Origin of the sequence: Fibrobacter sp. (genome assembly GCA_024399065.1) — a bacterium.
GTDB lineage: Bacteria > Fibrobacterota > Fibrobacteria > Fibrobacterales > Fibrobacteraceae > Fibrobacter.
In genome coordinates this window covers 1-14,844 of record JAKSIB010000036.1, presented here as the reverse complement: position 1 = coordinate 14,844, position 14,844 = coordinate 1, and the positions used below count along the sequence as shown (strand labels likewise).

At 49.1% G+C, this 14,844-nt stretch carries 16 protein-coding genes and 2 pseudogenes; 5 read left to right on the top strand and 13 right to left on the bottom strand.

Annotation, left to right across the window (positions count from 1 at the left end; genetic code table 11):
- Positions 1 to 53 precede the first annotated feature (53 nt).
- Together MJZ25_13710 and MJZ25_13705 are read left to right on the top strand one after the other, a co-directional pair.
- Entirely contained in the window at positions 54 to 479 is a 426-nt protein-coding gene (locus MJZ25_13710) for a YraN family protein (GenBank protein ID MCQ2125230.1), read from the top strand.
- 108 nt (positions 480 to 587) lie between these two features.
- Positions 588 to 1,187, top strand: coding sequence for a threonylcarbamoyl-AMP synthase (locus MJZ25_13705; GenBank protein ID MCQ2125229.1), 600 nt, complete (start codon positions 588 to 590; stop codon positions 1,185 to 1,187).
- Between the two features lie 84 nt (positions 1,188 to 1,271).
- On the opposite strand, the gene MJZ25_13700 is transcribed toward MJZ25_13705, so the two are convergent.
- From MJZ25_13700 to MJZ25_13680, 5 genes are all read right to left on the bottom strand, one after another.
- Positions 1,272 to 1,562 carry a GIY-YIG nuclease family protein gene (locus tag MJZ25_13700; GenBank protein MCQ2125228.1) on the bottom strand — a complete coding sequence of 97 codons (291 nt, stop codon included), beginning with the start codon at positions 1,560 to 1,562 and terminating at the stop codon, positions 1,272 to 1,274.
- A 172-nt stretch (positions 1,563 to 1,734) separates the two neighbouring features.
- On the bottom strand, positions 1,735 to 2,238 hold the full coding sequence (locus MJZ25_13695; protein MCQ2125227.1) for a beta-hydroxyacyl-ACP dehydratase: 504 nt from the start codon (positions 2,236 to 2,238) through the stop codon (positions 1,735 to 1,737).
- Entirely contained in the window at positions 2,207 to 3,148 is a 942-nt protein-coding gene (locus MJZ25_13690; GenBank protein MCQ2125226.1) for a UDP-3-O-acyl-N-acetylglucosamine deacetylase, read from the bottom strand. Before MJZ25_13690 ends, MJZ25_13695 begins: the two co-directional genes overlap by 32 nt.
- Before the next feature lie 27 nt (positions 3,149 to 3,175).
- Positions 3,176 to 3,595, bottom strand: a complete 420-nt coding sequence (locus MJZ25_13685) for a type II toxin-antitoxin system HicB family antitoxin (protein ID MCQ2125225.1) — start codon at positions 3,593 to 3,595, stop codon at positions 3,176 to 3,178.
- A gap of 417 nt (positions 3,596 to 4,012) precedes the next feature.
- The gene (locus tag MJZ25_13680; GenBank protein MCQ2125224.1) at positions 4,013 to 5,089 is read right to left on the bottom strand and encodes a hypothetical protein; all 1,077 of its coding nucleotides are present in this window, start codon (positions 5,087 to 5,089) and stop codon (positions 4,013 to 4,015) included.
- A 180-nt stretch (positions 5,090 to 5,269) separates the two neighbouring features.
- Between MJZ25_13680 and MJZ25_13675 the strand changes: the two genes are divergently transcribed.
- Complete coding sequence (locus MJZ25_13675; protein MCQ2125223.1) at positions 5,270 to 6,181, top strand: virulence RhuM family protein; 912 nt, start codon at positions 5,270 to 5,272, stop codon at positions 6,179 to 6,181.
- Between the two features lie 29 nt (positions 6,182 to 6,210).
- Here MJZ25_13675 and MJZ25_13670 read toward each other — a convergent pair.
- The 6 genes and pseudogenes from MJZ25_13670 to MJZ25_13645 form a co-directional block, all read right to left on the bottom strand.
- Positions 6,211 to 6,372 (bottom strand): annotated as a pseudogene (locus MJZ25_13670) (UDP-3-O-(3-hydroxymyristoyl)glucosamine N-acyltransferase).
- Positions 6,373 to 6,484: 112 nt separating this feature from the next.
- Positions 6,485 to 6,774 (bottom strand): annotated as a pseudogene (locus tag MJZ25_13665) (UDP-3-O-(3-hydroxymyristoyl)glucosamine N-acyltransferase).
- Positions 6,775 to 7,235: 461 nt separating this feature from the next.
- Positions 7,236 to 8,198, bottom strand: a complete 963-nt coding sequence (locus tag MJZ25_13660; protein ID MCQ2125222.1) for a diacylglycerol kinase — start codon at positions 8,196 to 8,198, stop codon at positions 7,236 to 7,238.
- On the bottom strand, positions 8,191 to 8,703 hold the full coding sequence (locus MJZ25_13655; GenBank protein ID MCQ2125221.1) for a gamma carbonic anhydrase family protein: 513 nt from the start codon (positions 8,701 to 8,703) through the stop codon (positions 8,191 to 8,193). Before MJZ25_13655 ends, MJZ25_13660 begins: the two co-directional genes overlap by 8 nt.
- A gap of 77 nt (positions 8,704 to 8,780) precedes the next feature.
- The gene (locus tag MJZ25_13650) at positions 8,781 to 9,209 is read right to left on the bottom strand and encodes an acyl-CoA thioesterase (GenBank protein ID MCQ2125220.1); all 429 of its coding nucleotides are present in this window, start codon (positions 9,207 to 9,209) and stop codon (positions 8,781 to 8,783) included.
- A gap of 50 nt (positions 9,210 to 9,259) precedes the next feature.
- Positions 9,260 to 10,093 (bottom strand): pyridoxamine kinase, encoded by an 834-nt coding sequence (locus MJZ25_13645; protein MCQ2125219.1) that lies wholly within the window; start codon positions 10,091 to 10,093, stop codon positions 9,260 to 9,262.
- 218 nt (positions 10,094 to 10,311) lie between these two features.
- On the opposite strand from MJZ25_13645, the gene glgB reads away from it, so the two are divergent.
- Entirely contained in the window at positions 10,312 to 12,528 is a 2,217-nt protein-coding gene (gene glgB, locus MJZ25_13640; protein ID MCQ2125218.1) for a 1,4-alpha-glucan branching protein GlgB, read from the top strand.
- 152 nt (positions 12,529 to 12,680) lie between these two features.
- Here the strand turns inward: glgB and MJZ25_13635 are convergent, their stop codons facing one another.
- Positions 12,681 to 13,259, bottom strand: a complete 579-nt coding sequence (locus MJZ25_13635; protein ID MCQ2125217.1) for a hypothetical protein — start codon at positions 13,257 to 13,259, stop codon at positions 12,681 to 12,683.
- Positions 13,260 to 13,433: 174 nt separating this feature from the next.
- Between MJZ25_13635 and MJZ25_13630 the strand changes: the two genes are divergently transcribed.
- Complete coding sequence (locus MJZ25_13630; protein MCQ2125216.1) at positions 13,434 to 13,682, top strand: hypothetical protein; 249 nt, start codon at positions 13,434 to 13,436, stop codon at positions 13,680 to 13,682.
- Between the two features lie 46 nt (positions 13,683 to 13,728).
- Here MJZ25_13630 and MJZ25_13625 read toward each other — a convergent pair.
- Positions 13,729 to 14,844, bottom strand: a 1,116-nt coding sequence (locus MJZ25_13625; protein MCQ2125215.1) for a carbohydrate-binding protein, incomplete at its 5' end; no start/stop codon positions are given.

Sequence of the window (14,844 nt, the reverse complement as noted above, 5' to 3'; positions counted from 1 at the left end):
GTTTTCCGTTATCGCGGAGAACTTTTTTCTTTTTTTACCATCGGAGGAATAATATGGACAAAGTAAATTTTGCAGGACAAACTAAAATGCAGAACAGGCCCAAGGGCAATTTTATCGAGACTCACGCCGCAGCCTACTTACGTCGCCTTGGCTATGAAATTTTAGCGAGAAACTACGCTTACCGCGGTGGTGAACTGGACATCGTCGCCAAGGACGGTGAGACCATCGTATTTGTGGAAGTCAAGTCCGTCTGGAACAACCAGCAGGGAAACCCTGCAGCTCGAGTGAACCGAATCAAACAGCAAAAAATCTGGCGTACCGCATGCCATTTCATCCAAGGAAATATCGCGGCGGCTCCGAAAGGTTTTGACCAGCCTTGCCGTTTTGATGTGCTCAGCGCCCGCGTCTACCAGCAGCCCCTGCAATTCACCCACATTAAGAACGCCTTTGAAGGAACCCAAGTCATTCCGCAATGCTGAAAGACATCATTCAGGAGAACTCGCAAGCCCCGAAGAATCCATCCACATAGGACTATATTTTTGCAAGTCAGGCTGAACAAAACGCCAAATTTTGGTTAAATTCATGCTATGCGATTTGAAGTTCATCCATTAAACCCGCAGGCCCGTATCGTAAAGCTTGCCGCCGCCGCCCTGGAAGACGACGGTCTTGTTCTGTATCCCACCGAATCCGGCTATGCCATCGGCTGTAACGCAGAATCCCCCAAGGCCATCCACAAGCTCTATGCCCTGAAGAAGCCCATGAAGAAGTTCTTCATGGCCCTCATCATTCCGGACATTCGCTCCGCTACCGACTACGCCCGCGTGGATAACTTCGCCTTCAACATCATGAAGCCCCGCGTTCCCGGCCCATTCACCTTCATTCTCCCGGCAGACCCCCACATCGCTCGCCGTCTGGACGTGAAGCGTCCCGAAATCGGCGTCAGAATGCCAACCCACCCCTTCTTCAAGGAACTGTTCCAGCATTTTGACAAGCCCATCCTCAGCACCGCCGCAAAGCTCAGCGACGAGGACATCTACGAACCTGATGATCTCTGGAAAACCTTCGAACACTCCGTAGACATGATGGTGGACTGCGGTCCCATCGAAATCCGCCCCACCAACATCATCAGCCTGGTGAACCACGGCGAAGTGGAAATCATCCGCGGCGAACTGGATCCGGAAACGTAAAAACGAAAAAGACCTGCTTTTAAGCAGGCCTTTTTCTTGCATCGTCATTCTGAGAGCCCATGGCTCGAAGAATCCATGACGAACCTAAAACAAATCAAAATACAAATCCTTCCATGTTGGATTCACGCTTTCCAGCAATTTTATCTTGCGATCCCTTCTCCATCCTTTCAGCACTTTTTCCCGTTCTATTGCAAAGCGGATATCATTATACTCTTCGAAATATCCAAGTTTATCAACTCCATACTTCTGAGTAAAGCCCGGAATTGCCTTACTTTTGTGTTCAGAAACTCTGCGTTTCAGATCATTGGTAACACCAATATATAGAGTTCCATTGCGTTGACTAAAAAGAATGTATGTATAGCTATGTTTCTCCATAAAAAAGAAACTACAAAAAAAGGACTGTCAATTGATGACAATCCTTTTTCTTGTTTATGCACTGGATCCTTCAGGGCTACGCCCTTCAGGATGACGGCATTCCTACGAAGCACTTTGACCACTTAGCACTTTAGTGCTTACGTGGGCATAATTCCCCTTGCAAGGCAAGCCACTAAACCATTGCGGCGCTGAATTCAGCTTCGGTGACGAGTTCTTCACCGATGAACACCTGGCCGGCATACTTGAAGATGCCGCGGCGAGCCATGCGGAGGTCGGTCAAACGAACCTTCAGGATGATGTCGGTGGGAGGAATCACAGCCTTGCGGAAGCGGCAGTTTTCCACACCCATGAAAGCCGGGCGCTTGCCAACAGTCTTTTCTTCCATAGCGATCATGGTCAGAAGAGTTGCAGCCTGAGCCATGGATTCAATCTGGATGACGCCGGGCATCACCGGATTGCCAGGGAAATGACCCTTGAAGAAATCCTGTTCGCCAGTAACGTGCATACGGCCCACCAGAGAAGGCGGATTTTCAGCAGTGCCATCACCAACGTTCAGTTCCAGGATTTCGTCAACGAAAGCAAAGGGGAACTTCTGGGGAAGAACTTCGTGGCAAACATCTTCGCCGTAGAGAACGCCTTCTTTATCAGATTTTTTCAAAGAGTCCAGCAGAGACATAGGGAATTAACCTCTCCATGATTTGTCGGTGAGAAACATGCCCACCATTAGTGATTTCGATTCTGACTCTGGGAAGAGCCGGACAGATAAATGTGATATCGCCAATTAAATCTAGTATTTTATGCATGGCAGGTTCGTTTGCCACACGAAAATCCTTGGATGTTGCAGCCCCGTCCAGGGAATTCAGCAACATTCCGCAGGATTCATCTACCCCGCCCAGCAATCCGGCCACCTTAGCTTGTTCAAATTCTTCTGCAGAAATGAACGTGCGGGCCATGAAAATCTGGAACAGGTTTTCCGGGGAATAGATGGAAACGGAAGCGGCGGACAGCAAGTCGCAGGAATCGCCACGAGCCTTGCTGCGGTCCACCACATATTCCACTTCAAAAGTTTCAGCCGGGGTAATGCGGACATGGCCAAAAGTGCGGGAATTATCGCCGACGGTAGTCAAATCCCACTCAGCCTTCACGGGAGCGTCATAGAAAACAATTTCTTCAGGTTCACCGGCAGCACGACGCAAGCCATAGAAGAAGGGCGCTGCAGAGCCATCCATCAGGGGAACTTCCGCGACGTTCTGACCAGCGCGAACCAAGTTCACGTTAAACCTGCGGCCAGGCCACATCAAGAATACGGGAGCCAAATGTTCCGGGCTGGCAATAGCGCCAGCATTCAGCCCCACCGCATGGGCACGACTTTCATCGTCGTAGGAATAAATCGCCGTACGGGCAGCGCTAAACTTCAGGTCAGAAAAAATCTTGCAGAGATCTGTGCGGTAAACTTCGCGACCATCCACACTCCAAACCACGCGAGGCTTGTGGGTGGGATCTCTTTCCAGAACATCCACCGTTACCTTGGCATTCTTATAACTCAAGGACGGAGATTCAAATTCAAAATGCTGAGCGTTAGTCATAACTTAAGAGCAAAGATAGTTTTTTATCTAAACAAAATTAATTTCCAACCTCTTTCCAAGGGCTGCAGCAATTTTATAAAGCGTTTCCACCGATGGAGATCCTTTCGGCGTTTCAAAGCGTTGATAAGCTTGAGGAGATATACCAGCCTTCTTTGCAACCTGAGTCTTGGTCTGACCACGACGTGCTTCAAAGATTTTGTAAGCGACCTCTATCTTCGGCGACAACTCGACCGCATACAAGCCCTTCTTTTCATTGGGTTCAGTCTTTGGATAAACAAAGGTCAACCCCAAATCCAAATCACATTCAAAAGCACCATCCATGGCTTCCTTTGCCATAGCCAAGGCTTCACCTATAGAAGCCCCAAAAGCATTTACATTGGGAAGGTCCGGAAAACTGGCAACGTAACCCATGTCCTTATCCTTCTCTATTTTACAAGCGTAAATCATTTAATGCCCCTATTGATCCAACTGTTTCAAGATTCGTTTCAAATAGTCCCCGACAATCTCTTTAGAATGTTTCTGGATGGGAACGGTTCTATGTCCAGGCTTCACGAACTGATGATGAGAACCTGTGATTCTTTTTAGAACCCAACCTCTTTGAATAGCATACCTACAGATATCGTTAAACTTCATACATGAATATAGTTTTTCTTTTTCTGCATTCAAGAAATTTTATTATAAATCAACAAATTTATTGAATATTTATTTTTGTTCGGATATAAAAAAAGCCGCATTACCCATAAGGATCCTTAACGGATTCGATATAAGTAAATACGGCTTGTTGGGTCTTTCGACCCCAACCTTTGTCTGTCAGGAATAAAACTACAAAAGTCTAGTTGTCAAAAGATGACAAGAGGGAAATTATTATTCAGCGGCGTTTTCCACCTTTACACAACGGACGGAAACACCATAGGTTTTTACGTCTCTGCCTTTTCCTGTAGGAGAATGATCCGTTGTTGAAACATATTCATAAAGGGCTTTGGTTGCATCTTCAGAATATTCCGTGGGATAATACCATGACACGAATTCTTTCAATTTATTAAAAGCTCCATTTTTTCTAATACCAGCACCGGTAAGGGAAAGTCCGGATTCATTTGAGCCTGTGAACCCCCAGCTAGAGCGAACACCAGCAATACCATCTGTATTAGTTTTGGCATGCCAAGCGATGTAGAAATCCCTATAAGTCATTAAACGCCAACCATCGGGGCAGATTCCCTGATGTTTATTTTCAATCAAATCTGCGCAGCTTTCAGTATTGCAGCGACTGGGCAAGGCCATCATTTCGGCCCACTGGTAAAGTCCGCCAAATTCGTCGCATTTGGTAGTGTCGTTGTTGTAGCAATAACGTTCGATGACATCGTCATCGTTCTGGTCGTTTTCACCATTAACCATGGTACCGATATTCAGGTTTTCAGCCATGATAGTTACAGAAGCATCAACGCCACCTGGTGTTTTACCTTCAATAGTGATGTAGTAATAGCTGCGGCCATTTCGTTCATCGGTAAATCGTTTATAAGCACCATCCTGCCACATATATCCCAACGGCAGAATATGATCAAAGGGCACATATTCGCTACTGCTGGAAATCTTCACAGAGCTGCTACTCTTGGCGGAGCTAGAAGAGCCGCTATTGTCATTGCGAGAACTCGAAGAGTTCGTGGCAATCGAAGAACTCGACTTCTGCGTTGAAGAAGAGCTGGATCCTATCGCAGCTTCGCTGCTCCAGGATGACGAACTGGACTTTGCGCTAGAGGAGGAACTGCTTTCGATTGCTTCGTCGCTGCACTCCTCGCAATGACTTGAAGACGACACCTTTGCAGAGCTACTGGAATATTCATCGTCATTAGCACTCGTTCCACCTTCGCTACCGCAGCCAACAAACATCAAGCCAGCCACAGCAGCAAAAGTCAAACCCTTTGCAAACATTCCCAAGAATTTCATAAAACCTCCTAAACTACCCATCAAAAATAATTATTTCCAAACAATTCGTAAAATGTCACCATTTGACATCCGCCTTTTAGTACATTTCCATCAGTCGGAAACACCGACCTTTTATACATCCCCCGACAGGGGCCCGCGAGTTTCCTCGCATCATGGGAAATGCGTTCCTCGGAGTATCCGATGGAAAATCAACTGGAAAAAACGCCCGAAAAAGGTGAAATCATCGCCTACCACACCGATGGCGAGTTGCATCTTGAAGTCCGTCTCGAAAACGAAACCGTCTGGCTGACGCAGGCTCAAATTGCAGAGCTATTTGGCACAAAACGACCCGCAATTACAAAACACTTAAAAAACATCTACGCATCTCAGGAACTAGATGAACATAGCACATGTTCCGTTTTGGAACATATGGGTAACGCAAGCCAACAGGTTTACGAAACGAAATACTACAATCTTGATGCGATATTATCCGTCGGATATAGGGTAAATAGCAAAAATGCAACCCTTTTTCGTCGCTGGGCAAACCAAGTCCTTAAGGACCACCTTCTCAAAGGCTACAGTATAAACCAGCGCTTGATGCTTTCCGAGCAACGCATTGACCAGCAGCTAGTCAATCACGAGAACCATCTACAATCTCATGACAATCGGCTTGATGCTCTCGAAAAGCAAGTAGATTTCTTTGTCAAGCTAAGCACGCCTCCCACAGAAGGCGCAATTCCTGCGAAATCCTGGTGGAGCGGCTACGAATTCGCAGCCCAGCTCGTCCGTTCAGCAAAACAGGAAATCATTATCATCGATCCCTATGCAGACGACAGGACTCTACGACTCCTGGCAAAAAAGTCTGCAGGAGTAAAGGGATTTGTCTATTCTGCACGAGTCACCCGCACAATGAAAGAAGAAGAGAATCTATTAAACCGTCAAAACCCCACCGTACAGGTCCTGAATATTCGTGATGTACACGACCGTTTTATCATCGTAGATGAAACAGTCTATCATGTAGGTGCGTCCATCAACGACTTGGGCAAGCAACTGACGGCTTTTTCTGTTTTAGAGTTTTTGACGAAAGAGCAATTATTGGAGATGATAAAATAGACTTGAGAAGCCCCACCCCCAATGCGTTTTTACTTTTTCAAATGCTTTTTTGCCATCATGCGGAGTTCCACCATTTGCCTGCGCCATACGTCAGCGTCGATGGCGGGGAATCCTGCTACGGTGCGGCCTGCGGGAACGCTCTTGGTGACGCCGGCTTTTGCGGTGACGATGGCGCCGCGACCGATGGTGAGGTGGCCTGCAGCCTTTGCGCCGCCAGCGATGTTCACGTCATCTTCCACGATGGTGGTGCCGCCTAATGCAGTTTGTGCGGCCATGTAAATGTTATTGCCTAGAACGCAGTTGTGTCCGATTTGCACCATGGCATCCAAATGGCAATCGTTCCCGATGGTGGTAGGCGAAATAAAACCTGCGGCCACAACAGTATTTGCGCCAAAGCTGCAGTTATTGCCGATACGGACCCCAGCCAGGTGCGGAACCATACGGCGCTTGCCCTGATATTCGTAAAAACCAAAACCGCGGCTACCCACAACAACGCCTGCCTGAAAAATGCAGCCCTCCCCCACCACAACGTTGGGGTAAATCACTACGTTTGCTTCCAGGCGGCAGCGGGCACCAATTACGGCGCCGGGCATTACCACACAGCCGGGGCCAATTTCTGCAGAGGGATCAATCTGCGCAACCGGAATGTCCGAGGCGTCCCGAGGCATTTCCACCAGACGGGAACCGTACTTTTCCAGAAAGCAGACCATGGCATGGTAAGGATTTTCCACCGGCACGAGGTTCCTTACTTTCGGGAAAATCTTGCGGATTTCATCCACATTCCCGTCCTTTACCATTTCTGCAGGGAAATACAAAACACCGGCTTCACATTCTGCCAAATCTGCGGCAGAAAATCCGTTTGCACCAGTAATGCTCTTGAGGTTACCGGTCCAAAAGCTGACGTCTGTAGGACCAGCCTTTTCTAAAGAAGCAAAACCGGAAAGCACTGGATTCTTCATCCCTTCGGGACTCAGAATGACGGAAGCGGCAGGGCTCTGGATGACATTTCCTTGCGCACATTCTTGCAATATTTCTTGCAATTTAACGGAATGCATCATTCCCCCAGGGCAAGAATCTGGACTCTGCAAGCGTAATCAATCTTCACCTGGTTTCCAACCTTTCCACTCAGGTCTTCACCATCAAGCTGCAGAAATTCGTTATCCGAAAATTCAAAATTCAGGGACTTTACCTTATGGGTTCTGAGGCACCAGCGTTTCACCAAAGTTCCAAGCACAGGCACGGTGCCTAGGGCAAATGCCAGCAGGAACTGGGCCAAGTTGCGAACGCAAACCACCTCCAGCAGGCCATCGGCCATGTCTGACTTGTAGAAAGGATTTGTTCCGCTTGCAAAGCTGGGAATGTTGCCCACAATCACGGTGCGGTATCCGGAAATATCCAGATGGCGGGTGTCGCCGTGGCGGCTCACATAAGAAACCTTAGACGGCATCAGTTTGTATTTACGATCTGCAAAAAAGCTCTTGACGTACTGAACCTTATTTGCCACCACAGAGCTGGACTTAAACTTGCCTTCAGAGCGGGCGCGGTTAAAGTCATGAGCGATTCGAGCGTCGATACCGCCGGAGAAATAGTTGGCAAAGGCAATCTTGTCGTTTACCTTCCAGATGTCAAAGGGGCGGGCCTCCGCCTGCAACAAGCGACGCACCAGGAACAGCAACCCCTTATCCACATAAGGTTTGTACAAGTTCAAAACACGGGCCAAATCGTTACCGGTTCCCAAGGGAATCAGGCCAATCTTTACGGACTTGGCATATTCAGAATTCATCAACTGGCAAAGTACAGCAGAAACAGTCCCGTCGCCACCTACGGCGATTAGGGTTTCGGTACTGGCCAAAGCACCACGAATTTGTTCTTCCATTCCCTCGTGAACGGTGAATTCAGCCTTCCACTGGTCATCGCTGTAATTAAGCGACGCCATGATCTCGGGCAAGAACTGGTAAATCACCTTGCCTTGGGCTCCACCGCTAATGGGGTTTATGAGAAAAACAAATTTATACACTTAGGAGTTCATCCTTGATTTCAATGTAGTGCAGCACACCTTCATGAAATTTACGAATTTCTTCGTCGGTAAGTTGGCGGGCAACCCTGGCGGGAGTGCCAACAATGAGGCTTCCCTCGGGATATTCCTTGCCCTGGGGCACCAAGGCACCTGCGGCCACCACAGAATTCTTGCGAATGAGTGCTCCGTCCATAACGATTGCACCCATACCGATCAAGACATTGTCTTCAATATCGCAGGCATGAACCACGGCATTATGGCCAATGGTCACATCGTCACCAATATGAACGCCGGCATCCGTCGCCAAATGTACCGATACGTTGTCCTGAATATTGGTTCGCTTGCCAATACGGATTTCAGCCAAGTCAGCACGAATTACCGCATTGTAGAACACGGAGGAATCGTCACCGATTTCCACATCACCAATGAGGCGGGCACCTTCGGCAACAAACACACGTTCGCCAAGGATGGGCTTTTTGCCCTTGTATTCAATAATGCTAGACATATATCAAAATTATAAAAAAAGCTTTTTCACTGAGGGTCTTAAAATTCACTGGATCCTTCGCTTCGCTCAGGATGACGTTACACACCGTACAGTGCTTTCATCTTGTCGGGAATGGCCAAGGGGCGGCCACGTTTCATATCCACCAGCACCCAATGGGTTTCAGATTCAAAAATTACCTTGCCGTCGGAAACACGTTCAAAACGGCTACGACGAACAGATACCACACGGCTGCAGGAATCCACCCAGGTGATTCCCTTGATTTCATCATCGAGGAAAGCCTGGTTCTTGTATTCCACATGCTGGGTATGGACCATCCAGCCGGCACCAAGTTCGCGCATGTAGGCGGTTCCGCCACACTTTTCGGAATGGGCAATGGCGATATCCTGGATCCACTTGACGGACCACACGTTGTTGAAATGGTGGTTGTCGTCGATCATTTCGGGAGTGACCTTGAAAATCTGTTCATGATGTTCAGGGTTCACGTTTTCATTCATCAGTATTTCCATATTTCCTCGCAGTGGATCCTTCGCGTTGCTCAGGATGACGATTATCGTTTCTACTCAGTCAAGGAATTTACCAGCGTGGGCAGGGCGGTTTCAAATCGAACGCCATACCAATGCTCGTCGGCGACGTCTACTGTATTTTCGATGGCCTTCAAGGTGAAGTCGGCTGCAATCTTTACGGCTTCCATGATGGTCTTCCCTCTCATTAGGCAGCCCGTGATGGCAGATGCATAGATATCGCCCGTCCCGTGGCACCACATGGAAACCTTCTTATGTTCGTAGTGCTTCAGTTCGCCGTCTTCGTAAACAGCAATGCCCGTATAACCATCACGGAAACCAATGCCAGTCATGACGACGCACTTGGTTCCCAGGGCGCACAAACGCTTGCACAGTTCTGCAATATAGGCACGGTCGTATTCTTCGGTATAGGGCAAACCGGTCAGGTAGCTAGCCTCGGAAATATTGGGCAAAAGGACATCGGCCTCACCACAGAGGCGCTTCATGGCTTCCACGAAATTCAGGTCGAAACCGGCATAAAGCTTACCCGCATCTGCGAGAACCGGATCAATAATACGGAGCGCGCCTTCATTGCCGGTGGTTGCCATAATCTCACGGACAATATCCACCTGGCGAACGCTTCCAAGATAGCCTGTATAGAAGGCATCGAACTTGATTCCTTCCTTTACCCAATGATCACGGATCGGCAACAGGTCGTCGGTCAAATCCCTAAAAGTATAACCCTTAAAACGGCCTGTATGGGTGGAGAGCACAGCCGACGGAAGTACAGCACATTCGATACCGCAAGCGGAAACAATAGGCAAAGCAACCGTGGAGGAACACTGGCCAAAACAAGAAATATCCTGGATAGTCAAAACACGCTTATTCATACGAAAAAAAAGATAGTAATTAAGGTCAGGTTCGAGGCGCCAGGATCAAGGCTCCAGGCTCCAGGTTCCAGGTACGAGGCAAATGACAAAGAGTCATTTTTTTGATTTATTTTTTTAGAATTTTTCGCACAAAAAAATAGTTTTACTTATATTTACAAAAGAATATATGGGTAAAACCAGCCTATTTGGTAGACCGAGTTTCGCCCAGGAGTTTTATTATGGAATGGAATGATTTTACCAGTTTGACGTCGGAAGACATGCAGGCTATTTGGAATTTCGGCACCAAGGATCCGTTTTCGATCCTAGGTATTCATCCGCTGAACACGGACAAGGGCGTTAAGACCGTTATCCGCACCTACCAGCCCCAGGCTTCCTATATCACCGGTGAATCCTGCGACGGTGAATTTGAATTTGACTTTGTTAAGATTGGCGACACCGGTTTCTTCGAAGCAATCCTGGACAAGGAATACGAACCGTTCTTCTACAACCTGAACATTCGTCAGGGCGATGGCAACGAATACACCGTTACCGACCCCTATGCATTCCTGCCGGTGCTTTCTGACTTTGACCGTCACCTGATTGCCAGCGGCACCCATTACGAACTTTACCGCAAGCTGGGCGCCAACCTGGTGGAACACCAGGGCTTCAAGGGCATCCACTTCGCCGTATGGGCTCCTAACGCACAGGCCGTATCCGTCATCGGTAACTTCAACAGCTGGGACGGCCGCCGCCACCAGATGCGCATGCTTGGCTCCAGCGGCATTTGGGAAATCTTTATCCCGAACCTGGGCGAAGGCGAACTTTACCGCTTCGAAATCCACGGCGCCGATGGCAACCTCCACGTAAAGGTGGACCCGCTGGCAAAGCTTTCTGAAGTGCGCCCGGCAACAGCCTCCATCACCACCCACCTGGATGGTTACGAATGGGGCGACGACCTGTACATGTGGACCCACACCGCAACCAAGGTGTTTGGCAGCCCCATGAACATCTACGAAGTCCACGCCGGCTCCTGGCGCCGCGACCCCGCAGATCCGGACCGTTTCTTGAACTGGGAAGAACTGGCAGAAACCCTCATTCCTTACCTGAAGGAAATGGGCTACACCCACGTGGAATTCCTGCCTCTGGCCGAACACCCGCTGGACGAATCCTGGGGTTACCAGGTCACCGGTTACTACTCCCCCACCAGCCGCTACGGCACTCCCGACCAGTTCCGCAAGTTCGTGGACCTTTGCCACCAGAACGAAATCGGCGTGATCATCGACTGGGTTCCCGCACACTTCCCCAAGGACGCCCACGCCCTTGGCCGCTTCGACGGTACCGCCTGCTATGAACACGCAGACCCCCGCCAGGGCGAACACCCCCACTGGGGCACCTACATCTTTAACCTGGGCCGCAACGAAGTCAAGAACTTCCTCATTGCAAATGCAATGTACTGGCTCAAGGAATTCCACTGCGACGGCCTCCGCGTCGACGCCGTTGCAAGTATGCTGTACCTTGACTACGGTAAGGGCCCCGGCGAATGGGTTCCCAACAAGGACGGCGGCAACATCAACTACGAAACTCTTGAATTCCTGAAGCACCTGAATTCTGTGATGGGCCGCCTGGCTCCCCACGGCATCCTCATTGCCGAAGAATCCACCAGCTTCCCCAGCATCACCCGTCCGCCAGAACAGGGCGGCCTGGGCTTCCACTACAAGTGGAACATGGGTTGGATGAACGACTTCCTCAGCTACATCCAGCACGAGCCCATTCATCGTAAGTATCACCACAACAGCCTCACCTTCAGCATGGTGTACGCCTACTCCGAAAACTTCATCCAGGTGTTCAGCCACGACGAAGTTGTTCACGGCAAGGGTTCCATGCTGGGCAAGATGCCTGGCGACAACTGGCAGAAGTTTGCAAACCTCCGTTTGACCTACGCCTTCCAGTACGCACATCCGGGCAAGAAGCTGAACTTCATGGGCAACGAATTCGGTCAGTTCCGTGAATGGTGCGAAAAGCGCTCCCTGGACTGGCACCTGGTCAGCTGGGATAGCCACGGCAAGATCCTCGCCATGATGAAGGACTTGAACCACATCTACAAGGACAACGCCCCCTTCTGGGAAATTGACCATTACCATACCGGTTTCGAATGGATCTGGTGCGATGACGCCGACAACTCCATCGTAAGCTTTGTCCGTAAGGATGACCACGGCAACGAAATCCTCTGCGTATTCAACTTCACTCCGGTGGTCCGCAACGACTACCGCCTGGGTGCACCTACCGCCGGTAAGTGGAAGGAAATCTTCAACACCGACGCAAGCATCTACGGTGGCTCCAACGTGGGCAACTGCGGCGAAGTCCAGACCGAACAGATCCCGTGGCAGAACCGCGCTCAGAGCATGAACGTACAGGTTCCACCCCTGGGCGCTGTGTTCTTCAAGTTGGAGAAGTAGGCTCGAGGCACGAGGCTTGAGGCTCGAGGTTAGAAACCTTAGGCTTCGCCAACGTCATCCTGATCGGCGTCCTCAATCGTCATCCTGGAGGGAGCAGCGCGACCGATAGGATCCAAACAATTAAAAAGACCTCACGAAAGTGAGGTCTTTTTTTATTGCTTCACAAACGTTGGCTTCTGCTTTTTGAATATGGGCTTGGGTTTGTAATCCTTTGGCCAGAGTTTTCGTGGAACTTCATGACCCAAGTCCAGCAGCATTCTCACATAGTCTGGATTCTTCATGCGTGCCTGAGATTTTTTAAGAATGGTCACCGCCCCTCTCTTTTTTTCACTCTTCCAAACATCAAGCAACGACAACACCGCAAAAGAAAACAGTGTTGGAATACAGCATATGATCCACACAGCAAGGTCATCGTAACCAGGAACCTTGCGATACAGAAAATACGCGGCCACGCCACCCAACAACGAAAACAATAGAACCAAGCCGTGAACCTTATAGTTTGTTATGTAACGAAACTTATCATACAAAGCAGGCTCTATACGTCCAAGGACAAGCTGTTCACTTTTGCATTGGGAACAGACAACCAAAGGGCTGCCATACATACTGGAGGTTTTGTCGTAGGAATATTCGCTCTTTTCTCCGCAATGGCGACACTTGAACGGACCGACGGGATTCATTTCGTCAAATGATTCCTCAACACAAGGAATATCATTCTTGTTTTTCTTGGACATAAACTTTCCCTAACACAAACCATTCAAATTATAACAAAAGACGACGCAGCCCCCAAAGGCTACGCCGCTTTTTGTGGTCTCCTAACCAACACTCCTAACCGGACCCCCTAACAACCCGATAAGCCTAGCGTCAAAATTTTATGCATACAACAAACAGGCGTCCCTATCCGAGGCATGCCAAAATCCGAACAAACACCAAAATTTAAGGAAGAAAACCTTGTTGCCCAAATGGCGAAAACAAGCTTAAACCTCCTAATCTACAAACGTGATAAGCATCACATTCGTTTAACCCGAGCCAAAATTATAAAAAAGTTTACCATTGTGCAACAAAAAAAACGTGATGTAAGAAAAAAAAAGAGCAATGATGCATTTTTTGATAAAAAAAGAACCCCGCCGAGAGTTAACTCAGCGGGATTCTTTTAATGGATTCTATCGCCCCTGACGGGGTTCCAGAATGACATTCGCGTTATTATTCGACAACGATGAGGTTGACGGTACGCTTGCCGACCTTGACCGGCTTGGACAGATCAACAGACTTAGCCTTCTTAGCCGGATCGTTTTCGAAGCCAGCCTTCAGCTTTTCGGAGGTCTTGTCCAAAGTCTGCATCTTAGCCTTGCCCTTGAAGCCCGGAATATCAAGCTTCAATTCGTAATCGCTGTAGGGGCTCTTGTTGATCACGAGGAGGCTCTTCTTCTTACCATTTTCAGTGTAGTAAGTGGTGAGGAGAGATTCCTTGTCACCAGAGATGGTGGTCTTGAGGAGCTTACCGCGGAGAGCGTCAGAAGCCATCTGGAATGCCCAGTAGCTGGGACGCGGGCAGTTCATGCATTCTTCTGCAGAACGGGTCAGGTAACCGTAGTCACCGCCTTCCGGAGTGATGTCGTTATGGATATCCCAGTACTGTGCGTTGTCAACATTTTCAGTTGCGAGCATAGCGAGGTAATCAGCAACGAACAAACCGTTTTCGAGAGCGATGGTCTGCGGACCCGGGTTGAAGTCAACAGAGTTCCATTCGGTGAGCCAGAGTTCGAACTTCTTGTCCTTATTGAAATGCTTGGTCCACTTGTCAACCATCTTGTGGAGACGGCTGTAGATAGGAACGAGGTCCTGCGGAGCGGAGAGCATAGCGAAGTCGTTTTCTTCACCGTAGTGCTGCGGATAGTGGTGAACAATGATACCGTCGGCAATGTCGCCAGTTTCACGGAGAACGTTGTCGTTCCATTCGCCATCGAGAACGCCGAGCACAGCAACCTTAATGGTCGGGTCAACCTTCTTCATAGCTTCGATGAACTTGCGAGCACGCTTACCATAGATGGTACCGCCGTCCTTACCATACTTTTCATAGTACGGATGCCAGTTACCGTAGACTTCGTTACCGATTTCCCAGTAAAGGATGCCGGCCTTCTTGTCGATGTTGGTATGCTTAACCCATGCAGCAGCTTCCTGTTCGGTGCCGGAACCGAAGTTCACGGTGAACATAGCGTTGGAGCCGGTCTTCTTCAACCAAGCGAGGAATTCGTCGGTATCGACCATCCAGTCGTGGTTGTCGAGGATTTCCTTCCAGTGGTCGTCATCAGCACGGAG